The 25,538-nt window shown below is 63.6% G+C and carries 24 protein-coding genes, 1 tRNA gene and 1 pseudogene; 16 read left to right on the top strand and 10 right to left on the bottom strand.

The genetic code is table 11. The features are described from left to right. Positions 1–5 precede the first annotated feature (5 nt). The 4 genes from OE856_RS02550 (at position 6) to OE856_RS02535 (ending at position 2,403) form a co-directional block, all read left to right on the top strand. Positions 6–476, top strand: coding sequence for a YbaK/EbsC family protein (locus OE856_RS02550; protein WP_263714477.1), 471 nt, complete (start codon positions 6–8; stop codon positions 474–476). A 110-nt stretch (positions 477–586) separates the two neighbouring features. Next, the gene (locus tag OE856_RS02545) at positions 587–991 is read left to right on the top strand and encodes a DUF2852 domain-containing protein (protein WP_263714476.1); all 405 of its coding nucleotides are present in this window, start codon (positions 587–589) and stop codon (positions 989–991) included. 56 nt (positions 992–1,047) lie between these two features. Continuing rightward, complete coding sequence (locus tag OE856_RS02540; protein WP_263714475.1) at positions 1,048–1,506, top strand: RDD family protein; 459 nt, start codon at positions 1,048–1,050, stop codon at positions 1,504–1,506. 69 nt (positions 1,507–1,575) lie between these two features. Beyond that, entirely contained in the window at positions 1,576–2,403 is an 828-nt protein-coding gene (locus OE856_RS02535) for an arginyltransferase (RefSeq protein WP_263714474.1), read from the top strand. A 49-nt stretch (positions 2,404–2,452) separates the two neighbouring features. On the opposite strand, the gene OE856_RS02530 is transcribed toward OE856_RS02535, so the two are convergent. From OE856_RS02530 to OE856_RS02520, 3 genes and pseudogenes are all read right to left on the bottom strand, one after another. Then, positions 2,453–4,804, bottom strand: a complete 2,352-nt coding sequence (locus OE856_RS02530; RefSeq protein ID WP_263714473.1) for a TRAP transporter large permease — start codon at positions 4,802–4,804, stop codon at positions 2,453–2,455. Between the two features lie 11 nt (positions 4,805–4,815). Next, positions 4,816–5,628: pseudogene (locus OE856_RS02525) on the bottom strand (TRAP transporter small permease subunit); the annotation flags it as partial. Positions 5,629–5,721: 93 nt separating this feature from the next. Next, entirely contained in the window at positions 5,722–6,807 is a 1,086-nt protein-coding gene (locus OE856_RS02520) for a TRAP transporter substrate-binding protein (protein ID WP_263714472.1), read from the bottom strand. 246 nt (positions 6,808–7,053) lie between these two features. On the opposite strand from OE856_RS02520, the gene OE856_RS02515 reads away from it, so the two are divergent. The 6 genes from OE856_RS02515 (at position 7,054) to ilvN (ending at position 12,823) form a co-directional block, all read left to right on the top strand. Then, complete coding sequence (locus OE856_RS02515) at positions 7,054–8,469, top strand: cache domain-containing protein (protein WP_263714471.1); 1,416 nt, start codon at positions 7,054–7,056, stop codon at positions 8,467–8,469. Further along, on the top strand, positions 8,466–9,110 hold the full coding sequence (locus OE856_RS02510; RefSeq protein ID WP_263714470.1) for a response regulator: 645 nt from the start codon (positions 8,466–8,468) through the stop codon (positions 9,108–9,110). Before OE856_RS02515 ends, OE856_RS02510 begins: the two co-directional genes overlap by 4 nt. Then, the gene (locus tag OE856_RS02505) at positions 9,107–9,814 is read left to right on the top strand and encodes a hypothetical protein (protein WP_263714469.1); all 708 of its coding nucleotides are present in this window, start codon (positions 9,107–9,109) and stop codon (positions 9,812–9,814) included. Before OE856_RS02510 ends, OE856_RS02505 begins: the two co-directional genes overlap by 4 nt. After that, positions 9,811–10,158, top strand: coding sequence for an antibiotic biosynthesis monooxygenase family protein (locus OE856_RS02500; RefSeq protein WP_263714468.1), 348 nt, complete (start codon positions 9,811–9,813; stop codon positions 10,156–10,158). Before OE856_RS02505 ends, OE856_RS02500 begins: the two co-directional genes overlap by 4 nt. A gap of 333 nt (positions 10,159–10,491) precedes the next feature. Further along, positions 10,492–12,246, top strand: coding sequence for an acetolactate synthase 3 large subunit (locus OE856_RS02495; protein ID WP_263714467.1), 1,755 nt, complete (start codon positions 10,492–10,494; stop codon positions 12,244–12,246). A gap of 13 nt (positions 12,247–12,259) precedes the next feature. Further along, complete coding sequence (gene ilvN, locus OE856_RS02490) at positions 12,260–12,823, top strand: acetolactate synthase small subunit (RefSeq protein WP_263714466.1); 564 nt, start codon at positions 12,260–12,262, stop codon at positions 12,821–12,823. Positions 12,824–12,870: 47 nt separating this feature from the next. Here ilvN and OE856_RS02485 read toward each other — a convergent pair whose 3' ends face one another. Next, positions 12,871–13,128: an EF-hand domain-containing protein gene (locus OE856_RS02485; RefSeq protein WP_263714465.1), complete on the bottom strand. Its 258-nt coding sequence runs from the start codon at positions 13,126–13,128 to the stop codon at positions 12,871–12,873. 322 nt (positions 13,129–13,450) lie between these two features. On the opposite strand from OE856_RS02485, the gene OE856_RS02480 reads away from it, so the two are divergent. Beyond that, the gene (locus tag OE856_RS02480) at positions 13,451–14,362 is read left to right on the top strand and encodes a pirin family protein (protein ID WP_263714464.1); all 912 of its coding nucleotides are present in this window, start codon (positions 13,451–13,453) and stop codon (positions 14,360–14,362) included. Positions 14,363–14,416: 54 nt separating this feature from the next. After that, positions 14,417–14,857, top strand: a complete 441-nt coding sequence (aroQ, locus tag OE856_RS02475) for a type II 3-dehydroquinate dehydratase (RefSeq protein ID WP_263714463.1) — start codon at positions 14,417–14,419, stop codon at positions 14,855–14,857. A 50-nt stretch (positions 14,858–14,907) separates the two neighbouring features. Here the strand turns inward: aroQ and OE856_RS02470 are convergent, their stop codons facing one another. The 6 genes from OE856_RS02470 to pdxH form a co-directional block, all read right to left on the bottom strand. Continuing rightward, positions 14,908–15,153: an EF-hand domain-containing protein gene (locus OE856_RS02470; RefSeq protein WP_263714462.1), complete on the bottom strand. Its 246-nt coding sequence runs from the start codon at positions 15,151–15,153 to the stop codon at positions 14,908–14,910. Positions 15,154–15,448: 295 nt separating this feature from the next. After that, on the bottom strand, positions 15,449–19,138 hold the full coding sequence (locus OE856_RS02465; RefSeq protein WP_263714461.1) for a vitamin B12-dependent ribonucleotide reductase: 3,690 nt from the start codon (positions 19,136–19,138) through the stop codon (positions 15,449–15,451). Between the two features lie 495 nt (positions 19,139–19,633). Beyond that, positions 19,634–19,710 (bottom strand) — tRNA-Pro (locus OE856_RS02460). A gap of 40 nt (positions 19,711–19,750) precedes the next feature. Continuing rightward, positions 19,751–20,236: a DUF192 domain-containing protein gene (locus tag OE856_RS02455; protein ID WP_263714460.1), complete on the bottom strand. Its 486-nt coding sequence runs from the start codon at positions 20,234–20,236 to the stop codon at positions 19,751–19,753. Beyond that, positions 20,194–20,742, bottom strand: coding sequence for a cold-shock protein (locus tag OE856_RS02450; protein ID WP_263714459.1), 549 nt, complete (start codon positions 20,740–20,742; stop codon positions 20,194–20,196). Before OE856_RS02450 ends, OE856_RS02455 begins: the two co-directional genes overlap by 43 nt. A gap of 118 nt (positions 20,743–20,860) precedes the next feature. After that, positions 20,861–21,466, bottom strand: coding sequence for a pyridoxamine 5'-phosphate oxidase (gene pdxH, locus OE856_RS02445; RefSeq protein ID WP_263714458.1), 606 nt, complete (start codon positions 21,464–21,466; stop codon positions 20,861–20,863). Positions 21,467–21,633: 167 nt separating this feature from the next. Between pdxH and fabI the strand changes: the two genes are divergently transcribed. The 4 genes from fabI to OE856_RS02425 all read left to right on the top strand — a co-directional run bounded on the left by fabI (position 21,634) and on the right by OE856_RS02425 (position 25,534). Beyond that, positions 21,634–22,452 (top strand): enoyl-ACP reductase FabI, encoded by an 819-nt coding sequence (gene fabI / locus OE856_RS02440; protein ID WP_263714457.1) that lies wholly within the window; start codon positions 21,634–21,636, stop codon positions 22,450–22,452. Positions 22,453–22,459: 7 nt separating this feature from the next. Further along, positions 22,460–23,077 (top strand): LysE family translocator, encoded by a 618-nt coding sequence (locus OE856_RS02435; protein WP_263714456.1) that lies wholly within the window; start codon positions 22,460–22,462, stop codon positions 23,075–23,077. An 11-nt stretch (positions 23,078–23,088) separates the two neighbouring features. Then, positions 23,089–23,607 (top strand): xanthine phosphoribosyltransferase, encoded by a 519-nt coding sequence (gpt, locus tag OE856_RS02430; RefSeq protein ID WP_263714455.1) that lies wholly within the window; start codon positions 23,089–23,091, stop codon positions 23,605–23,607. An 85-nt stretch (positions 23,608–23,692) separates the two neighbouring features. Next, positions 23,693–25,534, top strand: a complete 1,842-nt coding sequence (locus OE856_RS02425) for a peptidyl-prolyl cis-trans isomerase (RefSeq protein ID WP_263714454.1) — start codon at positions 23,693–23,695, stop codon at positions 25,532–25,534. The last annotated feature ends 4 nt before the right edge of the window (positions 25,535–25,538 follow it).

Genomic DNA, 25,538 nt, shown 5'->3' with positions numbered 1-25,538 from the left:
GGAACATGAGCAAAAGCCTGAACCGCGTGCGTCGCACTCTGCAAGAGGCCGGCATGGCCGACGACATCATCGAGGTCGGACAGGCCCGCACCGCCGCCGAGGCCGCCAGCGCGGCGGGCTGCGAGGTGGACCAGATCATGAAATCCATCATCTTTCGTGGCCAGAACAGCGGGCAGACAATCCTGTTTCTGACGGCTGGCGGCAACCGGGTCTGCGCCGCCAAGGCCTCGGCCCTGGCCGGGGAACCCTTGGGCAAGGCCGATGCGGCACTGATCCGCGCCCAGACCGGATTTGCCATCGGCGGCGTGGCCCCCATCGGCCACCTGACCCCGCCACGGGCCTTTTTCGACCCGCGCCTGTTGGACTTCGATCAGATCTGGGCCGCCGCCGGCACGCCCCGGCACATCTTTCCGGCCAATCCGGCAAGAATTCACGCCCTGACCGGCGCGCAATTATCTGATTTCATTGAGGAATGAAAGCTAATGTAAATTTTGTTTACATTAGCTCTTGACCCAGGCACCCCCAATCCCAATCTATGCAATGTGAAAGACATTCACATTAACCTTCGATACGGGAGAAACCACATATGAGCACCGTCGCCACTTGGCCCTCGCAGGCCGAAACCTGGCTTGATCAGCGCGGCAAGGGCGCCTGGATCGCGGCCATGGTTCTCGGTTTCGTCTTTTTCTGGCCCGTCGGCCTGGCCATCCTGGCCTACATGATCTGGAGCAAACGCATGTTTACTGGTTGCAGAATGCACAAGAACCGGGCCCATCACCGTCGGGCCCACGGCTTTGCCTCGTCGGGCAACACCGCCTTTGACGCCTACAAGGCCGACACGTTGCGCCGCCTCGAAGAGGAACAAGAGGCCTTTGAGACCTTCTTGCAGCGGCTGCGCGATGCCAAGGACAAATCCGAGTTCGACGACTTCATGGACGAACGCGCCCGCAAGGCCCGCGACACCGCCCCTGACGCCACCGTCGAGGCCTGATAACACCAACGGCCCGCCCCATGGCGGGCCTTTACCACGCGACCCAGAGCACCTAGATGAGCCACATGACCGATCCATACTGGGGCCTGCCTGACCCCGACCTGCATGCCGAATTCTATGACGACGTGCCGACCAAACGGCTGATCGCCTTTGTCGTCGATACGATCGTGATCGTGCTGCTGTCGCTGTTGGTGGTGCCCTTCACCGCCTTCACGGGCCTGTTCTTCTTTCCGCTGCTGATGCTGATGGTCGGCTTTGTCTATCGCGTGGCCACGCTGACCGGGCGGTCTGCCACCTGGGGCATGCGCCTGGCCGCGATCGAGTTTCGCGACGCGCGCGGCCGTCGGTTCGACCTGTCACAGGCCTTTTGGCACACCGCGCTCTTTACCTTTTTCTTCGGCACGATCCTGTTGCACCTGGCCTCTGTGATGCTGATGCTGACCGGCCCGCGCCGTCAGGGCCTGCCCGACCTGCTGCTGGGCAGTGCCGCCGTTAACCGTGCTGCGGGGCAATAAGCGCGAGGGGCTTGGCGAGCGCGGGAAGCTTTGCTAGCGTTTGTGTGACAGCAAAGGTTATGCCTCTCAATGCGCCACACACTGCCCCTAGCGCCGCAATTCTATGTGACGGCTCCGCAACCCTGCCCCTATCTGAGCGGGCGGATGGAGCGCAAGCTGTTCACGGCGCTGCAGGGCGAGCATTCGGAAAAGCTGAACGATTCCCTTAGCAAACAGGGCTTTCGCCGGTCGCAGAACGTGCTGTATCGCCCGTCTTGCGCCGATTGCTGCGCCTGCATGTCGGCACGCATCCGGGTTTCAGAGTTCGAGCCCAACCGCAGCCAACGCAAAACCGCGCGGCGCAATACCGATCTGCGGCGCAACGCCACCTCGCCCTGGGCGACCGAGGATCAATACGCGCTGTTCCGCCGCTATCTGGAAAGCCGGCATGCCGATGGCGGCATGGCCGACATGGATATCTTTGAATTCGCCGCCATGATCGAGGAAACGCCGGTACGCACCCGCGTGGTGGAATATACCGCGCCCTCGCAATCGGACCGGCGCGAAAGCGATCTGATCGCCGTCAGCCTGACCGATGTGCTCGATGACGGCCTCAGCATGGTCTATTCCTTTTACGACCCCGATCAGACCGCGCGCTCGCTGGGCACCTGGGCCATTCTCGACCATGTCGATATCGCGCGCGAGGCCGGGCTGCCCTTTGTCTATCTGGGCTATTGGGTGCCGGGCAGCCAGAAGATGGGCTACAAGTCCAATTTCTCGGGGCTGGAAATTTTCAAGGGCGGTGAATGGCAGCCGATCGGTGACCCCGATGGCCACGAAGAGGAAACCCACCCCCTGTCGGTGCCGCCCATCGCCGAACAGGTGGCCCGCATCACCCTGCCCGACACCCGCGCCTGAGACGCGACCGCCAGACGCAAACGGGGGCCTTTCGGCCCCCGCTTTCGTTTCAGTTCGCCAGCAGGTTCGGCACGATCGTCACGATCGACGGGAAGAACCACAGCACCGCCAGCCCCAGCACCTGGATCAGCACGAAGGGCACGATCCCGCGATAGATATGGCCGGTCGTCACCTCTGGCGGCGCGACCCCGCGCAGGTAGAACAGTGCGAACCCGAAGGGCGGCGTCAGAAAGCTGGTCTGCAGGTTCACCGCGATCATGATCGTCACCCATTTCGGGTCAAAGGTGCCGCCATAGATCACCGGCCCCACGATCGGCACGACGATGTAGATGATTTCGAGGAAATCCAGAACAAAGCCCAGCACGAACAGCACCAGCATCACCAACAGGAACACGGTGAATTCGTTGTCGAAACTGCGCAGGAAGCCCTGGATGTAATGTTCGCCCCCGAACGAGATCACCACCAAGTTCAACAGCTGCGACCCGATCAGGATGGTAAACACCATCGAGGTGACCTTGGCGGTTTCGCGCACCACCACCTTCAGCACGCCGGTACGCCACAGCACCCAGCAGGCATATAGCAGCCCGAAGATGGCAAAGTGATAGGCACCCTGTGCAACGATGAAGGCGACCCAATCCTCGAACCGGGCGGTTTCAACCCCGATCCGCAGGTCGAACCCGGTGCCGGCCAGGATCATGATCAGCACCGCCAGCGATGACCAGATGATGATCTTGCCGGATTTCTGCTCATCCTGCAGCTTGCGATAGGCGGCCAGCATGATCGCCCCGCCCGCACCCAGCGCCGCCGCCGGCGTGGGGTTGGTGATCCCGCCCAGGATCGAGCCCAGCACCGCAACGATCAGCACCAGCGGCGGGAAGACCACGCGCAGCAGATCGTTGCGCGACAGCAGCCCCATCGCATAGCGCACGCCGTAAAGCGCCATCAGCAGCGGAATGGCCAGCCGCACAACCACCTGCCCCGGGCTGGCCGTGGGCGGCAGGAACAGCGCATCGACAATCAGCGCCAGAACAATGCCGCCGACCCCGATCAGGATGGGCCGCATATCGGCGGTGGGTGCCTGGCCGCGCGCCCAGGCCAGCACCAGCGCCAGCAGCAAAAAGCCCACCGTGATCGGCGTCGACAGGGGCGCCGCGGCGGCCACCTTGTCGGCGATCGCGGCCTGCATTTCCTCATCGCTCAGCTGATGGCTGGTCGCCACACCGCCGGCGGCGTCAATCGCGCGCTGCTCGTCCAGGGCGGCATCCCATTTCTCCTGGCCGTGCAGGTCGATCATCGAGGCCTGGCACTGCTCGGATACATTGGTGCGCAGCACCGCGGTCTTGCCCGCATCCGAATAGCTGCTGACCGAGATATCCTGGCTGCCAACGATATTGACGCTGGTGGCCAGAACAACGGCCGCGATCAGCCCCAGCGGCACGAACAGGAACCAGGTCAGCGTCTGCCCGCGCGACGCAGTGCCGCGCGCGCCCCCTTCGACCGCCACGGGCGGCGCATGCTCGGGCCGCAACAGCGCATAGCCGAAGGCATAGCCGCCATAAAGCACCGCCAGCATCACGCCCGGCAGAATGGCCGCCTGGAACAGCGTGCCCACCGATACCACCGCCGCTTGTCCCAGATAGGTCAGCGCATCGGAACAGCCGGCCAGTTGGGCCCGTGTTTCCTGTGCAGTGGCATAGATATCGCCCGCCAGCGTGCCCAGCAGCACGATCACGATCGAGGGCGGAATGATCTGCCCCAGCGTGCCCGAGGCCGCGATCACCCCCGTCGCCAGTTCCGGCGAATAGCGGTTGCGCAGCATGGTCGGCAGGCTGAGCAGGCCCATGGTCACCACGGTGGCGCCCACGATCCCGGTCGAGGCCGCCAGGAACGCGCCCACCACCACGACCGACACGGCCAGACCGCCCGGCAGCGGGCCGAACACCCGCGCCATCGTGGTCAGCAGGTCGTTCGCGATTTTCGACCGTTCCAGCGTGATGCCCATCAGCACGAACATCAGCACTGCCAGCAGGGTCTCGATCGACTGACCGGCCAGCACGCGCTCGTTCATGCGGTTGACGACAAAGGCGATATTGCGGTCCATCGCCTGTTCCCAACCACTGGGGAATACCGCCTCGGCTACCCGTGGCAGCTCTGGGTATCGGAAGGTTGATATCGCCTCGGGGTGAATACCCTGCGCAATCAGCGCGTTATAGGCCTGGCTGCCGGTATCCACCGCCTGATGGATCAACAGGCCCGCACTATCCAGCCCGGCGATGATCGCGAAAGAGATCACCCCCGCGCCGCCGATGGCAAAGGCCACCGGAAAGCCCGACAGGATCCCCCCGAAAAGGCAGAGGAATACGATGATCAGGCCGATCTCTACGCCATCAAGTCCAAACATTGCCCTGCCCCTTAATGCGTGCCTTCAAAGGCTTCTTCACCCTCGCCGAGGGTGTCTTTGTCGAGATATTTGCCGGCCGAAGCCTCGCCCTCGACAAGTTCCAGGTATGATCGCCAGAAGAACGCCATCGCCTGCAGGAAAATCATCGCGCAATAGGCCACCAGCAGCACCTTGAACAGGATGTAGGCGTTGAACCCGTTGGGCGAGAACCCGATGGTCTCGACGTTCCAACGCACGGCCCGCGCCTTGAGCATCAGCCGTTCCAGCGTGTCAGAGGCCGAGGTCGCCGGCGTGATCAGGCTGCGCCACATGAAGAACCAGGCGTATTTCCACGTCAGGATCGCGACCGGCATCATGAACAGCAGCGACCCGGCCATGTCGATCATCCGCTTGGTACGGTGCGACACGCCGGAATAGACCAGATCAACCCGCACATGCCCGCCCTGCACGAAAGTGTAGGTGGCGCAGAGCGCGACGATCATGGCGTTGTAAAGTTTCAGTTCCTCGGACCACCAGCTGAGATCCTTGGTAAAGGCATAGCCCAGCGGCCCAAGCGAGATTTCCGAGACCCGGAAGATACGTTGCAGGAACACGATCACGATCTGCTGCAACACCATCAACAGGCCCGCCCAGGCAAAGAAGCGCCCGACCGTGTTCGCAAAGCCCTCGAGCACGCGCACATAGGCCCACATGATTTCACGCCGGAATATGCCGATGACCGTCAGCGCGACGAATATCCCCAGCACGACCGCCAGCAAGGCCGACGATCCGCCGTGATAGACGATCCACATGATTTGCTGCTTTTCGGACAGTTCCATGGCCAGCCTCCCCATTCTGGGCCACCCCGCGCGCGCCAAACGGCCACGCGGTCATCCCCCGGCCCGAAGGCCGGGAGATAATAGCAGGTTTTGGCGGGTTTAGCCCAGCACGCGGTCGCGCTGCTTGGTATAGGCGCCCGAGGATTTTTCCAGCCAGGCCGACGACGATTTCATCGACGCCATCGCGCTGTCGTGGATCTTCTTGTACAGCTCGTCGCCCATGTTCTCGGCATGCACCTCCATCGAGGCGGCGCCGAAGGCATCCCAAACGCTGTCGGGGAATTCCATCAGCTTGACGCCCGAGGCCTGCAGACGCTGCAGAGCGGCACCGTTATTGGCCAGGAACTGGGCTAGGTTCCACTGATGCGCCTCGCCGGCGGCGATCTCGATCACCTTCTGATGGGCGGGCGAGAGGCTGTCATAGACATCGCGGTTGGTGGCCAGCGACAGGCCGGCGCCCGGCTCGTGGAAACCGGCGGTGTAGTAGATCTTGGTGATCTCCTGGAAGCCGGCCTTCTCGTCGGCCCAGGGGCCGATCCACTCGGTGCCGTCGATCGCGCCCGAGGCCAGGGCCTGATACACTTCGCCGCCCGGCAGGTTCTGAACCGAGGCGCCCAGCTTGCCCAGCGCCTTGCCGCCAAGGCCCGGCATGCGGAACTTGAGGCCCTTGAAGTCTTCGGGGCTGTTGATTTCGCGGCTGTACCAGCCACCGGCCTGCGCGCCGGTATTGCCGGCCAGGAACGATTTCAGGCCAAAGATCTGACCCAGCTCGTCATGCAGCTCGTGGCCGCCATCCTGATAGTACCAGTTGACCAGTTCCTGGGCGGTCATGCCAAAGGGCACGGCGGTAAAGAACGCATAGCCCGGATGCTGGCCCACAAAGTAATAGTCGGCGCCGTGATACATGTCGGCCTGACCCGAGGTCACGGCATCGAATACTTCGAACGCGCCGACCAGTTCGCCAGCGGCCTTGAGTTCGACGGTCAGCTGGCCGTCGGTCATCGCGGTGATCGAATCCGCACAGCGCTGGGCGCTGTCATGCACCCCCGCCAGGCCGCGACCCCAGGTGGTGACCAGCGTCAGGGTGCGCTTGCCCTGGGCATAGGCCGGGGCGGCCAGCGCGGTTGTGGTGGCGGCAGCGGCCCCGCCCAGCGCGGAAGTTCTCAGAAAAGAACGACGATCCATGGTCTCTATCTCCTCCCGATAGGATGTCCGCCCCTGTGGCGGCTCTTGATTGTTCGTGGCCGGAGCCTAGCCAGCAGAGGTGAACGGATAAATACCCGCAACTACGTAGAGCGCGCGGTTTTTGCCTGAATCCCGTTCAAGTTTTAACTATCGCGACGCAATGCCGCGGAATTGACGCGGGCTGATCCAGCGCCCATCCTGACGCCCACCCGCGATCCGACTCGGCCCAAAAGGACAACCGGCAGCGTGTTTCAGCCCCGCGCATCGCAGCGCAACCAGACCCGCACGACCTATGCCCAGAAGCTGTTTCTTCTGGCGACGATCCCGCTGTTGCTGGCGGTCGCGGCGATCTCTGTTCTGGTCGTTCACCAGTCGCGGCAGCTGGCCGAGCGCGAGATCGCGGCGCTTCAGGCCCAGCTGATCGAGGCCAAGAAGGACGAGCTGCGCAACTACCTGTCGCTGGCCCGCACGGCCTTTGGCGCGATCTATGGCAACGCCCTGCCCGATGACGAGATCGCCAAGGAAAAGGTCAAGCAGATCCTGGCGGCGATGCTCTATGGTCAGGACGGGTATTTCTTTGTTTATCAATATGATGGAACAAACCTTGTCAGCCCGCGACAGACCGCCTTTATCAACCGAAACTGGGCCGGTCTCAAGGACAGCGACGGCACCCCGGTGGTGGATGAGTTGATCCGCATCGCGCGCAGTGGCGGCGGCTATCACAGCTATAAATGGCGCAAGCCCTCGACCGGCGAAGACGCACAGGTGATCTCTTATGTGGTCGGGCTGCAAGACTGGCGCTGGGCAGTCGGCACGGCCATCTTCATCGACGACATCCTCGACACCGTCGCCGCCGCCCGCGCCGAGACCGAGCGCCGTGTGGCCACCACCTTTCTGTGGATCAGCGCCATCACCCTGGGGGCGCTGATGCTGGTCTTTGGGTCGGGCCTCATGCTGAATATTCGCGAACGCCGTCTGGCCGACGTCAAGCTGAAAGAGTTGACGCAACGTATCTTTGAAACCCAGGAAGAAGAGCGCAGCCGCGTCGCCCGCGAGTTGCACGACAGTATCAGCCAGATGCTGGTGGGTGTGCGCTATATGCTGGAACTGGCGCGCCGGCGGCTGACGACCGGCGACGCCCGCGCCGGCGAAAGCGTCGAGAAATCCATCGCGGGCCTGAACGGCGCCATTCAAGAGGTCCGCCGCATCAGCCGCGACCTGCGCCCCGGCGTTCTGGATGACTTGGGCCTTGGCCCCGCGATCCAGTCGCTGACCGAGGAATTCGCGGCGCGCTCGGGTATCGAGATCGACTACAAGACCGTGGTCTTCCGCAACCGCCTGGACCAGGACGCCAAGATCGCGCTTTATCGCATCGCCCAAGAGGCCCTGACCAATATCGAGCGCCATTCGGGCGCGACCCGGGTTCGCATGCTGTTGCGCGGCAACCGCAAAGGCGCGATCATGCGGATCGAGGATAACGGGCGCGGCATCTCAGAGCGCGCGGGCGGCGCCGGTCTGGGCCTGCGCAACATGCAGGAACGCATGGAGCGCCTGAACGGCTCGCTCCGCATTCTCAGCACTCGCGACGGCACCGTGATCGAGGCTCAGGTCCCGCTGACACACATGCTGCCCCCCGAAGGACAAACGAAAGCAAACGCATGACTGATCCGATCAAAGTGGCAATCGTCGATGACCACCCGATGGTGGCCGAGGGCATTCAGGCCATCCTTGAAACCTATGACGATCTGGTCGTTGTCGGCACCCTGTCGAACGGGCAGGAAATCATCGACCAGGTCGAGCACCTGGCCCCCGACGTGATCCTGCTGGATCTGAACATGCCGCGGGTCAACGGCCTTAGCGCGACCGAGATCATCCTTGAACGCCGCCCCGGCACCCGGATCGTCATCCTGTCGATGCATGACAGCGGCGAATATATCAGCACGGCGCTGAACCATGGCGCCATGGGCTATATCCTCAAGGACGTGCCCACCGACGAGATCAAGCGCGCCATCGACGCGGTGATGGCGGGCGAACGCTATCTGTGCACCGGCGCCACCGCGCAGCTTACCCCGGTCACCGAGGACGGGCGCGAACAGCTGACCAACCGCGAACAGACGATCCTGCTGCAACTGGCGCAGGGCAAATCCAACAAAGAGGTGGCGGCAGAGCTGGATATCTCGGTCCGCACCGTCGAGACCCACCGCAAGAACATCAAGCGCAAGCTGGGCATCAGCTCGACCGCGGGGCTGACCCGTTACGCGCTGGAACACGGGGTCTTGCAGGGCACCGGGGTCAACCTGTGAAACCCGACCTGTCGGGCTTTGGCGACTGGACACTGCTGCGCCCCCTGCGCGACGGCTCGGACGGCACGGTCTGGCTGGTGCAACAGGGCGCGGCCTGCGCCGTGGCCCGCCCCTGCCCTCATGACGCGCCCGCCATGGCCTGGCTGGCCGACCTGGCGCCGCAGCTGACCCGCGCCGGGCTGGCCATGGCGCCGATGATCCCTGCGCAATCGGGGGCGCTGGTGGCGGGGGGGTGGTCGCTCGAGACCTATCTCGACGCCCGGCCCTGCCCGGCCAACCTGCTGCACGAGATCGACATCCCTTTGGGCCGGTTCCACAGCTTTGCCGAGGCCCTGCCCCAGCGCCCCGGCATGACCGCGGCCCTTGACCAGCCCACCCCCGCCGACATGCCCGACACGATGGCCGGGGCAATCGCCCGCGCCCTGGCCCCGTTTCGCGCCCGCCGCCTGACCGTGATCCATGGCGACCTGCGCGGCACGCGGGTCTTGCTGCGCGCGGGTGCCGCGCCCGTTCTGACCGGATGGGCACAGGCTCGGCGCGACTTGGCCCTGATCGACCGGGCGGCGCTGGGCACATCGCTGTCAGACGCCGAAACCGCCGCCGCTCTGGCGCTGAACCTGCTGCACCTGTGGCCCCGAAACCCGCTGCGCGCCCAGGCGCAGCTGCCCGCATTGCTGACCCGCCTCAAGGAGACCCCCGCATGATCGCCGTTATCTTCGAAGTCACCCCCGCCGAGGGCCAGCGCGACCACTATCTCGACATTGCCGCCACCCTGCGCCCCGAGCTGGAAAAGATCGAGGGGTTCATCTCGGTCGAACGGTTCCAAAGCCTGACCACCCCCGGCAAGGTGCTGTCATTGTCGTTTTTCGAGGACGAAGAGGCCGTGAAGCGCTGGCGCGAAACGACCCATCACCGCGCCGCGCAACAGGCCGGGCGCGGCGGTGTCTTTGCCGGCTATCGCCTGCGCGTGGCGCATGTGCTGCGCGACTATGGCATGAATGAGCGCGACCAGGCCCCCGCCGACAGCCGCGCGGCCCATGGCGCCTAAGCCCGCCGCAGCGCGGCATAAGCGCGCAGATCCGGCCCCTGGGTGGCATCTGTTCCGCCATATGTCGCGCAACCGGGCTTTTGCGCAACATTCGAAAAGAAAAATCTGGCCCGACGACACAAAATTCAGCGTTTTCACGGTTGACGCCCCCAGCCCCCGCTCATAATGTCGCCGCGCACGCGAAAGAAAGGCCGTAAGGGAATGACCCCCGTACTCGTACTGGTAGGAGACAGGCGCATGGGCCGGTAACGGACACCATAATGGTACCCCATGCGCCCCCGGATAGCCCCGGGGGCTTTTTTGTTCGCAAGACGTGGCGTGAAGGATGAAACGATGGCACAGACAATGACCGGCGCAAAGATGGTGGTTCAGGCCCTGAAGGATCAGGGCGTCGAGGTGGTGTTCGGCTACCCCGGCGGCGCCGTCCTGCCGATCTATGACGAGATTTTCCAGCAGAATGACATTCGTCACATTCTGGTTCGGCATGAACAGGCCGCCGTGCACTCGGCCGAAGGCTATGCCCGCTCGACCGGCAAGCCCGGCGTGGTGCTGGTGACCTCTGGCCCCGGCGCGACCAACGCCGTGACCGGCCTGACCGACGCGCTGATGGACTCGATCCCGCTGGTCGTGCTGACCGGCCAGGTGCCGACCTTCATGATCGGCACCGACGGCTTCCAGGAAGCCGACACCGTGGGCATCACCCGCCCCTGCACCAAGCACAACTGGCTGGTCAAGGACACCGCCAACCTGGCCGGCACGATCCACGAGGCCTTTCACGTCGCCACCTCGGGCCGCCCCGGCCCGGTGCTGATCGACATCCCCAAGGACGTGCAGTTCGCCAGCAGCAAATATGTCGAGCCGCGCAAGACCGTGACCTCGCATTACCAGCCCCGCATGAAGGGCGATATCGAGCTGATCACCCAGCTGGTCGACGCCATGGAAAGCGCCGAGCGCCCCGTGTTCTACACCGGCGGCGGCGTGATCAACTCGGGCGATGCGGCCTCGCAGCTGCTGCGTGAACTGGTCGACGCCACCGGCTTTCCGATCACCTCGACCCTGATGGGCCTGGGCGCCTACCCCGCCAGCGGCAAGGGCTGGCTGGGCATGCTGGGCATGCACGGTCTCTACGAGGCCAACATGGCAATGCATGGCTGCGACCTGATGATCAACATCGGCGCCCGCTTTGACGACCGTATCACCGGCCGCGTCGCTGACTTCAGCCCCAAGTCGCTGAAGGCCCATATCGATATCGACCCCAGCTCGATCAACAAGATCATCCACGTCGACCTGCCGATCGTCGGCGACGTGGCGCATGTGCTGGAAGACCTGCTGCGGGTCTGGAAATCGCGCGGCCGCAAGACCAACAAGGAAGGTCTGGCCAAGTGGTGGAAAAAGATCGACGACTGGAAGGCCGTCAGCTGCCTGACCTATCGCAACAGCGACACCGTCATCAAACCGCAATACGCCCTGCAGCGCCTCGAAGAGCTGACCAAGGGCATGGATCGCTACATCACCACCGAGGTGGGCCAGCACCAGATGTGGGCCGCCCAGTTCCTGACCTTTGACGAGCCCAAGCGCTGGATGACCTCGGGCGGCCTGGGCACGATGGGCTATGGCTTCCCGGCATCGATCGGCGTGCAACTGGCACATCCCGAAAGCCTGGTCATCAACGTCGCGGGCGAAGCCTCGTGGCTGATGAACATGCAGGAAATGGGTACCGCCACACAGTATCGCCTGCCGGTGAAACAGTTCATCCTGAACAACGAACGCCTGGGCATGGTGCGCCAGTGGCAGCAGCTGCTGCATGGCGAGCGCTACAGCCATTCGTGGTCGGAATCGCTGCCCGATTTCGTCAAGCTGGCCGAGGCCTTTGGCGCCAAGGGTATCCTGTGCACCGACCCCAAGGATCTGGATGACGCGATCATGGAGATGATCAAATATGACGGTCCGGTGATCTTCGACTGCCTGGTCGAAAAGCACGAGAACTGCTTCCCGATGATCCCGTCGGGCTCGCCGCATAACGAAATGCTGCTGGGCGACGCCAACGCCACCAACGCGATCGGCGCCAAAGGCGCGGTTATGGTTTAAGGAAGATCTGCAAATGTCTGCTCTAAAACTAAAAAAAGGCGTGTCGAAACATTCTGCCTACGACCTGCGCGACCCCAATGCCGATGTCGATGAACCCCATACCCTGGCGGTGATCGTCGATAACGAACCGGGTGTCCTGGCGCGGGTGATCGGCCTTTTCTCGGGGCGCGGCTACAATATAGATAGCCTGACCGTCGCCGAGGTGGACCACACCGGCCACACCTCGCGCATCACCATCGTCACCCGTGGCACGCCCTCGGTGATCGAACAGATCAAGGCCCAGCTGGGCCGCATCGTGCCCGTGCACGAGGTCCACGACCTGACCGTCGAAGGCCCCGCCGTCGAGCGCGAACTGGCGTTGTTCAAGGTGGCAGGTCAGGGTGACAAGCGCATCGAGGCGCTGCGCCTGGCCGAGATTTTCCGCGCCAATGTGGTCGACAGCACGCTGGAAAGCTTTGTCTTCGAGATGACCGGCACCCCCGGCAAGATCGACGCCTTTGCCGAACTGATGCGCCCCCTCGGCCTGTCCGAGGTTGCCCGTACCGGCGTGGCGGCCCTGTCCCGCGGCGCCGTATGAGATTGCCCCGGCCCGCGTAAACGGGCCGGGGCGCTTTGCTCGACAGATTATTCTTTCATTGCCGCATCAGGCAGCAGGCCTGCTTCCTGACCGGCGGCCAGCTCTGCCTCGTCGACCGAGCCATCGGCATTGGCATCCAGCGCGGCAAAGGTTTCGGCGCTGAGCTCGGGATAGGCGACGGTCAGTTCTTCGATCGAGAACACGCCATCGGCATCAGAGTCGATTTGCACAACACCCTCTTCGCTGGCAGTGGCGGCACCGGCAACGGTCAGGGCGGCGGCGAACATGGCGATCATCTTATTCATTTTCAGGTTTCCTTTCTGTTGAACCTGATGGCGCGTCGGCCATCGACGAGACAGATGCGCCCCCCGTCGCGAAAGGAAAAGAGCACACCGCCGGGGCTTTCCGCCATGCGCTGGGCACCGCCAAAACCGCCCGCCAGCCTGTGCGGTTTCTTGCGCAAAAACAGGCCCTAACCGGCGCAGGCGGCGTTTCGCACAGGCAAAACCGCAAAACCGGCGCCTTTTCGCAGCAGGTTCGCATTCGCGCACATGTGATGTTCGTCGATCGGCCTCCCCCGATTGGCCGAACACCCCATATACTGGGGATGCAACAGGGAGACTCGCCATGACATTCCGCCCCATCGCCGCCCAGACCAAGGCCCAGCCCACCATGGAGGGCGCCGGCGTTCATCTGCACCGCGTCTTCGGCTTTGGCGACACGGCCGAGACCGACCCTTTCCTGCTGCTGGATGATTTCCGCAACGACGACCCGCGCTTCTATCAGCGCGGCTTTCCATGGCACCCCCACCGCGGCATCGAGACCATCACCTATGTGCTGGCCGGCACGGTCGAGCATGGCGACAGCCTGGGCAACCAGGGCACGCTGGGCGCGGGATCGGTGCAGTGGATGACCGCCGGGTCGGGCATCATGCATCAGGAGATGCCCAAGGGGAACACCGCCGGCCAGATGCACGGATTTCAGCTCTGGGCCAACCTGCCATCAAGCCTGAAGATGACCGCCCCGCGCTATCAGGACATTCAGGCCAGCGATATCGAGGAAATCATCGACGACGACGGCACGCGCGTGAAAATCATCACCGGCACATTCTGGGGCAAGACCGGCCCCGTCGACGGCATCGCGGCCGAGCCGCTGTATCTGGATGTCTCGGTGCCGCCCAACACCCGCAAGACCCTGCCCATCGACACCCGCGCCAATGCCTTTGCCTATGTCTTTGCCGGGGCCGGATCATTCACCGACGCCGCCGCGCCCCAGGGCGTGCGCGTCGAAAAGGAATTCGCCGGCCAAGAGCTGAACATCCGCGACATGACCGGCAACCGCACGCTGGTGCGCTTTGGCAATGGCGACGAGATCACCGTGCAGGCCGGCTCTGAGGGCGTGCGCTTTCTGCTGGTGGCGGGCCGACCCATTCAGGAACCCGTCGCCTGGCACGGCCCGATCGTGATGAACACCCGCGCCGAGCTGATACAGGCGATGCAGGAACTCAACAACGGCACCTTCATCAAATCGCAAGGCTAGGCGTAGGGCGCCAATCGCGGTAAACCTTTGGCACAGCGACCAAAGGACCGCGACATGGCACAGATGATCCACATTCTGAACGGCCCCAACCTGAACCTGCTAGGCAAACGGCAGCCCGAGATCTACGGCGCCGCCACGCTGGCCGATGTTCAGGCCGAGTGCAGTGCGGTTGCGGCCGAGCTGGGCCTCGACTGCGCGCTGATGCAATCGAACCATGAAGGCGAGATTGTCGAGCAGATCCACGCGGCCCGCGACCAGGCCGCCGGGATCATCATCAACCCCGCCGCCTATACCCACACCTCGGTCGCGATTCTGGATGCGCTGAATACTTTCGACGGCCCCGTCATCGAGGTGCATATCAGCCAGGTCCACAAGCGCGAGGCCTTCCGCCACCATTCCTATGTCAGCCACCGCGCCGACGCGGTGATCGCGGGCTGTGGCACCCATGGTTATGTGCTGGCCATGCGCCAGATGGGCGCCCTGCTGGCCAAATGAAAACGCCCCGGCACTAGGCCGGGGCGCTGTCAGAACGTGCGGATCGCGGGTTATTCGGCGTGCAGAACGCCAGCCTCATCGGCAGCGGCAACTTCTTCGGCCGAGGCAAAGCCATCGGCGTCGGTGTCAACAGCGGCGAAATCGTCGGCGGTCAGGGCGGGGTAAGCCACAGCCAGCTCTTCCATGCTCAGAACGCCGTCAGCGTTGGCGTCCAGCGCGGCCACATCGGTCGATGCGAAAGCGGCGGTGCCGGCCAGAGCGAGAGCGGCGGCGAAAACTGCAAATTTCGAAGTCATATCTGAAAAACTCCTGCATTCAGATGGTAAACGGCACATGTCGCCGTCGCGCGGCAGATATGCCTGTGCCGCGAGTCGCGCAATGGGGGACCCCCCGGGAAAATTTCCTTATTCGCAGTCGGTTACGGCAAAGAAAAAGGGGCGCCCGAAGGCACCCCAGTTTTGCTGATAAGGCTCACTCATTATTACCGCTCGGTTTGTTGCCTGCGGCCTTATCCGCGTCAGGGGCGAGCGCACCCGCCCCGGTACAGTGTCCCGCCCGCCGCCGCTTGGGGTCGGCAGCGGGCGGACCCCGTCAGCTACACCCGCTGGTTGCGCCGCAGGTGTTGCATTTCATGCAGGTGCCGTTGCGCACCAGCGTGTAGTTGCCGCAATCGCCGCAGGGATCGCCCTCGTAGCCCTGCATCTTGGCCTTGGTGCGGGCATCCATCGTGACCGAACCGCTGGCCAGCGCGGTGCTGCCCGACTTGGCCACGCTGGCCTGCCCGGTTTCGGGCACCAGCGTCTGCAGCGCCGCCACCGGATCGCCGGTGCCGGTGAACGCCGTGGCACCCATGCCGCCGTTCAGCACCACCAGTTCCTGCGGCACCCGCTTGCGCAGATAGCCGGTCGAGCTGATCTGTTTCAGCACCTCAAGGCTGCGCGAAGCGGCGGTTTCCGACAGTTCCTTGACGTTCGACACGCCCTCTTCCTCGCCGCGACCCAGATCGTCGAAGGTCGCGCCCTGGGGTTTCACATGGGCCAGATCGGTGCGGTCAAGGTAGCTGACCGCCAGTTCGCGGAAGATGTAATCCAGGATCGACGTGGCGTTCTTGATGCTGTCATTGCCCTGCACCATCCCGGCCGGTTCGAACTTGGTAAAGGTAAAGGCATCGACGAACTCTTCCAGCGGCACGCCGTACTGCAGGCCGACCGATACCGCGATGGCAAAGTTGTTCATCATCGCGCGGAAGCCGGCGCCCTCTTTATGCATGTCGATAAAGATCTCGCCCAGCGACCCGTCCTGATATTCGCCGGTCCGCAGATAGACCTTGTGGCCACCCACGATCGCCTTTTGGGTATAGCCCTTGCGGCGCTCGGGCATCTTTTCGCGGCCACGGGCCACTTCCTTGACCACGATCTTTTCGATGATCTTCTCGGCCAGAACGGCGGCCTTTTCCTGCTGGCTGCCCGAGGCCAGGATTTCCTCGGCCTCTTCGTCATCCTCGACCAGCGCGGCGGCCAGCGGCTGCGACAGTTTCGAGCCGTCGCGATACAGCGCGTTCGCCTTGATGCCCAAGCTCCAGCTCAGCTCATAGGCGGCCAGAGTTTCCTCGATCGTGGCATCGTTGGGCATGTTGATCGTTTTCGAGATCGCGCCCGAGATGAACGACTGCGCGGCGGCCATCATGGTGATGTGGCTGTTGACCGACAGATAGCGCGTGCCCTTCTTGCCGCAGGGGTTGGCGCAGTCAAAGATCGACAGGTGCTCGTCCTTCAGATGCGGCGCGCCCTCAAGGGTCATGGTGCCGCAGACATGGTCGTTGGCGGCCTCGATCTGGGCGCGGGTAAAGCCCAGGTGGCGCAGCAGGTCAAAGGACGGATCGTTCAGCTTTTCGGCCGGAATGCCCAGCGTCTTGGTGCAGAACTCTTCGCCCAGGGTCCACTGGTTGAACACGAACCGGATGTCAAAGGCCGAGGCCAGCGCGCCCTCGATCTTTTCCAGCTCGCGCGGGCCAAAGCCATGGCCGATCAACGAGGTGGTGTTGATGCCGGGGCAGTTACCCAGGCTGGCGTGACCGACGGCATAGCCGATGATTTCCTCGATCTGCGCGCTGCCATAGCCCAGCTTTTCAAGGGCTGCAGGCACCGAGCGGTTGATGATCTTGAAATAGCCGCCACCGGCCAGTTTCTTGAACTTCACCAGCGCGAAATCGGGCTCGATGCCGGTGGTGTCGCAATCCATCACCAGGCCGATCGTACCGGTGGGCGCGATCACGCTGGTCTGGGCGTTGCGATAGCCGTGCTTTTCACCCAGGGCCAGAGCCTCGTCCCAAGACGACTGCGCCAGTTCAACCAGACGCGCATCGGGGCAGTTCTTGAGATCCAGCGCCACCGGTTTGACGGCCAGGTCCTCATAGCCCTCGGTCTTGCCATAGGCGGCGGTGCGGTGGTTACGGATGACGCGCAGCATGTGGTCGGCGTTGCGGGCATAGCCCGGGAAGGCGCCCAGCTCGCCCGCCATCTCGGCCGAGGTGGCATAGGCCACGCCGGTCATGATCGCGGTCAGCGCGCCGGTCAGCGCCCGGCCCTCGTCGCTGTCATAGCCCAGGCCCATGTTCATCAGCAGGCCGCCGATGTTGGCATAGCCCAGCCCCAGCGTGCGGAAGTCATAGGACAGCTGCGCGATTTCCTTGGACGGGAACTGCGCCATCATCACGCTGATTTCCAGCGTCACGGTCCACAGACGCGAGGCATGCATATAGTCCTCGGCCTGGAATTCGCCATCCTGGAAGAAGGTCAGCAGGTTCATCGAGGCCAGGTTACAGGCCGTGTCATCGAGGAACATGTATTCCGAGCACGGGTTCGAGCCGCGGATCGGGCCGTCTTCGGGGCAGGTGTGCCAGGCGTTGACGGTGTCGTGGAACTGGATGCCCGGATCGGCGCAGGACCATGCGGCGTGGCCGATCTGATCCCACAGCTCGCGCGCCTTGATGGTCTTGGCGACCTTGCCGTCGGTGCGGCGCAGCAGCTCCCATTCGCCGTCATCCTTGACCGCCTTGAGGAAGGCGTCGGTCACCCGGACCGAGTTGTTCGAGTTCTGCCCCGAAACGGTGGCATAGGCCTCGGAATCCCAGTCGGTGTCATAGGTCGGGAATTCGATGCTGGCATAGCCCTGCTTGGCGTAATCCAGCACGCGTTTGACATAGGCCTCGGGGATCGCCTGTTTCTTGGCCGCACGAATGGCCGATTTCAGGCTGTCGTTCTTGGCCGGGTCATAGGCATCGGCCTCGGCGCCATCCCAGCTACGGATCGCCGCGAAGATGTCGTTCAGACGGGCCTCGTGCATCTTGGAGCCGGCGACAAGGCTGGCAACCTTCTGCTCTTCCTTGACCTTCCAGTTGATGAATTCCTCGATATCGGGGTGATCGACATCGCAGATCACCATCTTGGCGGCGCGGCGGGTGGTGCCGCCCGACTTGATCGCGCCGGCAGCCCGGTCACCGATCCGCAAAAAGCCCATCAGGCCCGAGGATTTGCCGCCGCCCGACAGCGGCTCGTTGGCCGCGCGCAGCGAGCTGAAGTTGGTGCCGGTGCCCGAGCCGTATTTGAACAGCCGTGCCTCGCGCACCCACAGATCCATGATGCCGCCATCGCCCACCAGATCGTCACCCACGGACTGGATGAAACAGGCATGGGGCTGCGGGTGCTCATAGGCCGAGGTCGATTTGGTCAGCTTGCCCGACTTGTGATCGACGTAATAGTGGCCTTGGCCGGGGCCATCGATGCCATAGGCCCAGTGCAGGCCGGTGTTGAACCACTGCGGGCTGTTGGGCGCGGCGCGCTGGGTGGCCAGCATGTGGCGCATCTCGTCGTAATAGGCGCGGGCGTCGGCCTCGGTGGTGAAATAGCCGCCCTTCCAGCCCCAATAGGCCCAGGCGCCGGCCAGACGATCGAACACCTGCTTGGCCGAGGTCTCGCCGCCGACGCGCTGATCTTCGGGCAGCTCTGCCAGGGCCTTTTCATCCGCGACCGAGCGCCACAGGAATTCCGGCACATCCTTTTCGCGCACCTTCTTCAGACGCGCGGGCACGCCGGCCTTGCGGAAATATTTCTGCGCGATCACGTCGCTGGCCACCTGGCTCCAGCCCTGCGGCACCTCGACATTGTCCAGACCGAACACGATCTTGCCATCCGGATTGCGAATCTCGGACGAGGTCATCTTGAATTCCAGCGCGCCATAAGCGCCGGTCTTGTCGGTGGTAAATTTGCGTTCGATCTTCATTGTCCGCCCCGTTTCACTGTGCCGTCCCCGAGGCTTTGAACGATGTTACGCCCTGCCCCTTGTTTCGTGCGGCCGGGACGTTTCGCAGACAAAACAACACCCCCCGCCACATGAAGCCATGGGCGAAACCCGGATTTGTATCCGGAATGTCTGGTGATCCTTCTGTCTGCGGCGCGGCCACTACATCTAGTGGCTATCCCCGACCGCTCACACAAACTGGCGTATAGGACGGGGGCAGGTCAACGGAAAAATTTGAGCTAACCCCGGCTTTTTGTGATTGACCGGACACGCCGGTTTTGAACCGCGTCCTGCATGGGGTGATTCACGCTTACCGCCCCACCTGTGGGTAAATCTGGGGGCGATCTGGAAAAGACCACACAATATATGGGGTTACGCACCCAACCGGCCACAAAGCTTCAGCATTCGCTGCGGCGCAGAAGGTTAAGATCCGGTTTTTTTGGGTTTTTTTTGCTGCCGCGCATCAAAGGCGGCAAATGGTCGGGGCGGCGAGATTCGAACTCACGACCTTCTGTACCCAAAACAGACGCGCTACCAGGCTGCGCTACGCCCCGATGGCGCCTGATTACAGGCGCGCGCGTCCGATGAAAAGCCCTAAGGCGTCGCGCAGGGCCAGAGCGCGCCCGCGCCGAATGCCGGGTGACGCGCCACCGCACCGGGTTCGATCCCCGCCGCCCGTGCCAGCCCGCCATTGATCTCGAGAACCGCGCGCACGCCCTCGCCGCCGTCGATCGGGGTCAGATCATGCGGCACCGCGTTCTCATGCACCCGCGTGACACGGCCCTGCGCATCCATGAACACCATGTCCAGCGGGATCAGCGTGTTCTTCATCCAGAAGGTGGCCCGCTGCGGCGCCGGATAGACGAACAGCATCCCCTGCCCCATCGGCAGGTTCTCGACGAACATCAGCCCGCGCGCGCGTGTCTCGTGGCTATCGGCAAGTTCGACATGAAAACGCATCTCACCCCGCGCCCCGCGCAGGGTGATTTCATCGGCCTCGCACATCGCCCCGGCGGCCGTAGCCGCCAGCGCCAGGCTTAATCCGAGGAAGAGGGCTCGGAGGAAATCGCGCTTTCCCATGAGCAGACCATCGTCGCCATCTGACCGCGCTTGCCTTCGACCACGCGCAGGCTGATCGCCTCGCCCGGTTGCAGATCCGCCAGGCCCGACCGGCGCAGAACCTCGACATGCACGAACACGTCGTCAGCACTGCCAAAGAGATTGGCAAAGCCGAACCCCTTGCCCTTGTCGAACCATTTGACCCGCGCCGGCAACAGCGGCGCAGAGGCCAGAGCCTCGGCATCGACCGTGGCCAGATCCTCGAGCGGCGGCATGTCACTGCCGGCAGGCGGTTCAATCTTCAGCACCTGTACTGCCTGCATGCCGCGCTCGGTCGTCTGGACTTGCACATCGATCGCCGCCCCATCGGCAACCGAGCTTTGTCCGAAATTGCGCAGCACGTTGGCGTGCAAAAGGATATCGGGCCCGCCGTCATCGGCCAGCACGAATCCGAACCCCTTGCCGGGGTCAAACCATTTCACCCGCCCTGTAATAATGCAGATGGTGGTGTCGTCCTGTTTGTTCATTTTGGTTACGCATAAAAAGTTCGTGAGTGTCCCTAGACCGTTGTGACAGACCCGGCGCAATCTGCAAGACAAATTTACCCAATATTTTCGGGCATTTGCATTTCACGCTACACGAATATCACGGGTTCAGCCGCTGAATTTGCCACGGATCGCCCAATGTCTGGCGCCGCCAGACGAAACGATCATGCAACCGGAATGCGCCATCGGCCCAGAACTCTATTTCCAGAGGGTGAATTCTATAACCTCCCCAAAAGGGCGGGCGGTCAGGGTTCAGTCCCTTGTCGGCGGTGACCCTGGCCACCTCTGCCATAAGCGTGGCGCGCGACGCCAATGGGCGCGACTGTTTCGAGGCCCATGCCCCCAGCCGGCTTTTCAGGGATCGCGACGCGTAATACGCATCCGCCTGCGGCCCGTCTTCGCGTTCGGTCACCCCCCGGACACGGATCTGCCGCCGCAGTGATTTCCAATGTAGCACAAAAGCGGCCTTGCTGCCCGTGTCTATTTCGCCAGCCTTGGCACTTTCGTAATTGGTGTAGAAAACAAAGGCGGCGTCCTCGATATCCTTGAGCAGAACCATGCGCACATTGGGCAGCCCGCCGGCATCGACCGTCGCCAGCGCAATGGCGTTCGCGTCGTTGGGTTCGGTCTTTTCGGCCTCGGCCAGCCAGCTGCGCGCGATCGCGAACGGATCATCGCCGGCAAATAGTCCCGTCCGGTCGGTCATGTTGCATCTCCTTCAGCGGTGCAGCCTATGCGCAGATTTTACCACTTGATCAATTCTGCCGCTGCGTCAGTGACTGCCAAGCAGCGTTTTCCTTGGCCTTGATGGCCCCCGGCGATTGCCCTACACCTTTGCCCAAGTGAAATTCAAAAGATGTCGAGGGATACCTGATGTCAACCAAACTGATGCAGGGCCAGCGCGGCCTGATCATGGGGCTTGCCAATGACAAGTCCATCGCCTGGGGCATTGCCAAGGCCTGTGCCGATCACGGGGCCGAACTGGCCTTTTCCTACCAGGGCGATGCGCTGAAAAAGCGGGTCGAGCCGCTGGCCAACCAGGTGGGCTCGGATATCGTGCTGGAATGCGATGTCAGCGACGAGGCCTCGATCGACGGGCTGTTCGCCGCCCTTCAGGAAAAATGGGGCAAGCTGGATTTCATCGTCCACGCCATCGGTTTTTCCGACAAGAACGAGCTGCGCGGTCGCTATGTCGACACCAGCCCCGAGAACTTCCGCATGACGATGGACATTTCGGTCTATTCCTTCACCTCGGTCGTGCGCCGGGCGGAAAAGATGATGACCGATGGCGGGTCGTGCCTGACGCTGACCTATTACGGCGCCGAACAGGTCATGCCGCATTACAACGTCATGGGCGTGGCCAAGGCCGCGCTTGAGGCCAGCGTGAAATACCTGGCCGAGGATCTGGGCAAACAGAACATCCGCGTCAACGCCATCTCGGCCGGTCCGATCAAGACCCTGGCGGCCAGCGGCATCGGCGACTTCCGCTATATCATGAAGTGGAACGAGCTGAACTCGCCCCTGCGCCGCAACGTGACCCAGGATGAGGTCGGCAAATCCGCCGTCTACCTGCTGTCCGATCTGGGCTCGGGCGTCACCGGCGAGAACCTGCATGTGGATGCGGGCTATCACGTGGTCGGCATGAAGGCCGTGGACGCGCCCGATATCGACGCCGTCACCGGACGCAAGTAACACCGCCATGACGCTGGCCGCCCTTGCTGCTTTCTACGTGGTGCATCTGGCGGCGGCCATGTCGCCGGGGCCAGCCGTGTTGCTGGCCGCGCGCACCAGCCTGCGCGAGGGCATGGCCCGCGGCGCCTGGCTGTCCGTGGGCATCGGTCTGGGCGCCTGCATCTGGGCGCTCGCGGCGCTGTTTGGTCTGGCGCTGCTGTTCGAGGTCGCCCCCGCCCTGCTGAGTGTGATGAAAATCGCGGGCGCGGGCTATCTGCTGTATCTGGCCTGGAAGATGTGGAAACACGCGCCCGACCCGTTGCAGGCCGATCTGACCGAAACCGCGCGAGCCCGCTCGCCGCTGGCCCTGATCTGGCTGGGCATCGCGACGCAGCTGGCCAACCCGAAACCGGCCGTGTTCTTCGGCACGATCTTTCTGACCTTTGTCCCCCCCGAGACCGAGACCTGGGTCTACCCGGTGCTGCTGGGCATGATCCTGTTCAACGACACCGGTTGGAACATCATTGTCAGCCGGATATTCTCGCTCGACCGCACGCGCCGGGGCTATCTGAACCTGAAAACCGTCATTGACCGGACCTTTGGCAGCCTGCTCGCGCTGCTGGGTCTGAAACTTGCACTAACCTGAGGAGCGCCCCGATGAGCGATCGTTTGCCCCATGAAAAAGGCTTTCATGTCAGCTGGGACCAGCTGCATCGCGACAGTCGCGCACTGGCATGGCGGCTGGACGGGCAAGGCCCCGACAATGGCGACTGGAAAGCCGTCGTCGCCATCACCCGCGGCGGCATGGCCCCCGCGATGATCGTCAGCCGCGAGCTGGACATCCGCACCGTCGATACGATCTCGGTCAAATCCTACCACTCGGGCGGCGGCAAGGCCGATCAGCGCCGCGAGGCCCAGGTGATCAAATCGCCCGACGCCGAGCTGATGGGCAACGGCGAGGGCATTCTGGTGATCGACGATCTGGTCGACAGCGGCAAGACGCTGGAGCTGGTGCGCCAGATCTATCCCAAGGCGCATTTCGCCACCGTCTATGCCAAGCCCCAGGGCCGCCCGATGGTCGACACCTATATCACCGAGGTCAGCCAGGACACGTGGATCTTCTTCCCCTGGGACATGGCCCTGCAATATGTCGAGCCCTATCGCGGCAAGGACTGACGCGCGGGCATGATGCTTGCGGCCCTGCGGCCAAGGGCTTACACAACCCGCAACAACCGTTTCGGCCAAGGGAAAGGCACCCCCAATGAGCGCAGCCAAGAAAACCGGCAACATCTTCGTCTGGGGGATCCTGGGCCTTTTGATGATTGGCCTCACGGGCTTTGGTGTCACCAATTTCGGCGGCTCGGTGCGCAGCGTCGGCAATGTGGGCGACACGCCTATTTCCACCGATCGCTATTACCGCGCCTTGATGCAGGAAATCCGCGCCGCCGAGGCCCAGCTTGACCGCCGCCTGACCCTGGCCGAGGCGCAGGAATTCGGCCTGGTGTTCAACGCCCGCGCCCGCTCCATTTCCGACACCGCGCTGGATAACGAACTGGCCCGCGTCGGCCTGTCGGTGGGCGACGCCGAGGTTGCGCGCGCGCTGAAGGAATATGCCGCCTTCCAGGGCACTGACGGCAAGTTCGACCGCGAGACCTATCGCTTTACCCTGCAACAGAACGGCCTGACCGAGGCCGAGTTCGAGGAACAGCTGCGCGCCGATACCTCCCGTGCCCTGCTGCAGGGCGCCGTCATGTCGGGCCGCGCCCTGCCCGCCTCTTACGGCAAGGTGATCACCACCTATCTGGGCGAACGCCGCGGCTATAGCGCCGTGATGCTGGATGAGGCCGCGCTGGACGCGCCGGTCGGCACCCCCGACGAGACCGCCCTGACCGCCTATTACAACGCCAATGCCGACACGTTCACCGCGCCTGTGACCAAGGAAATCACCTATGCGCTGCTGACGCCCGACATGCTGCTGGACAAGGTCGCGATCGACGAGGCCAGCCTGCGCGCGCTCTATGACGAGCGCATCGACGAATACGTCCAGCCCGAGCGCCGCATTGTCGAACGCCTGGTCTATCCCGATGCCGCGGCCGCCCAGGCGGCCCGCGCCCGTCTGGACGCCGGCACCGCCAGCTTCGAAGATCTGGTGGCCGAGCGCGGGCTGGAACTGTCGGATATCGACATGGGCGATGTGGCCAAGGCCGATCTGGGCGCCGCCGGAGAGGCGGTCTTTGCCCTGGCCGGTCCCGGCATCGCCGGCCCGCTCGAAACCGACCTCGGCCCCGCGCTGATCCGCATGAATGCCGTGCTCGAGGCGCAGGAAACCAGCTTTGAGGACGCCCAGCCCGATCTGCGCGACGAACTGGCCCAGGACGCCGCCCGCCGCGACATCACCGATCGTATCACCCAGGTCGATGACCTGCTGGCCGCCGGCGCCACGCTGGAAGAGCTGGACCGCGACACCGACATGGAACTGGGCACCGTATCCTATTTCCCGGCGCAAGATGCCACGATCACCGGCTATGACGCCTTCCGCGCCGCCGCCGATGCCGCCCAGCCCGGCGACTTCCCCGAGGTGATCGAGCTGGACGATGGCGGCATCATGGCCCTGCGCGTCGATGCAATCACCGACGCCCATCTGCGCCCGCTGGACGAAGTGCGCGATCAGGCCATCGCCGGCTGGCAGGCCGAGGAAACCCGCCGTCAGCTGAGCGCCCGCGCCGAGGCGCTGAAAACCCAGCTGGATCAGGGCACCCCGATCGCCGATCTGGGCCTGCCGGTGCAGACCCTCGCCCCCGCCACCCGCGGCGCCATCGCGCCCCGCGCCCTGACCGAGCCGCTCTTTGCCCTGCCCCAGCCCGGCGCCAGTGCCGTGGTCGCGGCCGAGGACGGCGCGGTCTATGTGATCAGCCTCGACGCGATCGAACCGGCCGACACCCAGGACGACGCGATCCGCTATACGCTCAGCGCGCTCGAGGCGCAGTCGGCCCAGGCCGTGGCGCAGGATCTGATGATCTATTTCACCCAGTCGCGCCTGAACGAGGCCGGGCTGACCCTTGACCAGGCCGCGATCAACGCGGTGCATGCACAACTTCCATAAGGCA

Source organism: Actibacterium sp. XHP0104, assembly GCF_025751515.1.
GTDB lineage: Bacteria > Pseudomonadota > Alphaproteobacteria > Rhodobacterales > Rhodobacteraceae > Actibacterium_D.
Note: the sequence above shows the minus strand (reverse complement) of the source record. Positions and strands in the feature narration are given on the sequence as shown.

Bases quoted from the DNA above. Each gene is read 5' to 3' on its own strand.
- OE856_RS02450 (WP_263714459.1), bottom strand. From the start codon at position 20,742: ATGAACAAACAGGACGACACCACCATCTGCATTATTACAGGGCGGGTG.
- OE856_RS02500 (WP_263714468.1), top strand. From the start codon at position 9,811: ATGATCGCCGTTATCTTCGAAGTCACCCCCGCCGAGGGCCAGCGCGAC.
- OE856_RS02540 (WP_263714475.1), top strand. From the start codon at position 1,048: ATGAGCCACATGACCGATCCATACTGGGGCCTGCCTGACCCCGACCTG.
- ilvN (WP_263714466.1), top strand. From the start codon at position 12,260: ATGTCTGCTCTAAAACTAAAAAAAGGCGTGTCGAAACATTCTGCCTAC.
- OE856_RS02435 (WP_263714456.1), top strand. From the start codon at position 22,460: ATGACGCTGGCCGCCCTTGCTGCTTTCTACGTGGTGCATCTGGCGGCG.
- OE856_RS02455 (WP_263714460.1), bottom strand. From the start codon at position 20,236: ATGGGAAAGCGCGATTTCCTCCGAGCCCTCTTCCTCGGATTAAGCCTG.
- OE856_RS02535 (WP_263714474.1), top strand. From the start codon at position 1,576: ATGCGCCACACACTGCCCCTAGCGCCGCAATTCTATGTGACGGCTCCG.
- OE856_RS02485 (WP_263714465.1), bottom strand. From the start codon at position 13,128: ATGAATAAGATGATCGCCATGTTCGCCGCCGCCCTGACCGTTGCCGGT.
- gpt (WP_263714455.1), top strand. From the start codon at position 23,089: ATGAGCGATCGTTTGCCCCATGAAAAAGGCTTTCATGTCAGCTGGGAC.
- aroQ (WP_263714463.1), top strand. From the start codon at position 14,417: ATGGCACAGATGATCCACATTCTGAACGGCCCCAACCTGAACCTGCTA.
- OE856_RS02425 (WP_263714454.1), top strand. From the start codon at position 23,693: ATGAGCGCAGCCAAGAAAACCGGCAACATCTTCGTCTGGGGGATCCTG.
- OE856_RS02550 (WP_263714477.1), top strand. From the start codon at position 6: ATGAGCAAAAGCCTGAACCGCGTGCGTCGCACTCTGCAAGAGGCCGGC.
- OE856_RS02495 (WP_263714467.1), top strand. From the start codon at position 10,492: ATGGCACAGACAATGACCGGCGCAAAGATGGTGGTTCAGGCCCTGAAG.
- OE856_RS02480 (WP_263714464.1), top strand. From the start codon at position 13,451: ATGACATTCCGCCCCATCGCCGCCCAGACCAAGGCCCAGCCCACCATG.
- OE856_RS02530 (WP_263714473.1), bottom strand. From the start codon at position 4,804: ATGTTTGGACTTGATGGCGTAGAGATCGGCCTGATCATCGTATTCCTC.
- pdxH (WP_263714458.1), bottom strand. From the start codon at position 21,466: ATGACCGACCGGACGGGACTATTTGCCGGCGATGATCCGTTCGCGATC.
- OE856_RS02545 (WP_263714476.1), top strand. From the start codon at position 587: ATGAGCACCGTCGCCACTTGGCCCTCGCAGGCCGAAACCTGGCTTGAT.
- OE856_RS02465 (WP_263714461.1), bottom strand. From the start codon at position 19,138: ATGAAGATCGAACGCAAATTTACCACCGACAAGACCGGCGCTTATGGC.
- OE856_RS02470 (WP_263714462.1), bottom strand. From the start codon at position 15,153: ATGACTTCGAAATTTGCAGTTTTCGCCGCCGCTCTCGCTCTGGCCGGC.
- OE856_RS02510 (WP_263714470.1), top strand. From the start codon at position 8,466: ATGACTGATCCGATCAAAGTGGCAATCGTCGATGACCACCCGATGGTG.
- OE856_RS02520 (WP_263714472.1), bottom strand. From the start codon at position 6,807: ATGGATCGTCGTTCTTTTCTGAGAACTTCCGCGCTGGGCGGGGCCGCT.
- fabI (WP_263714457.1), top strand. From the start codon at position 21,634: ATGTCAACCAAACTGATGCAGGGCCAGCGCGGCCTGATCATGGGGCTT.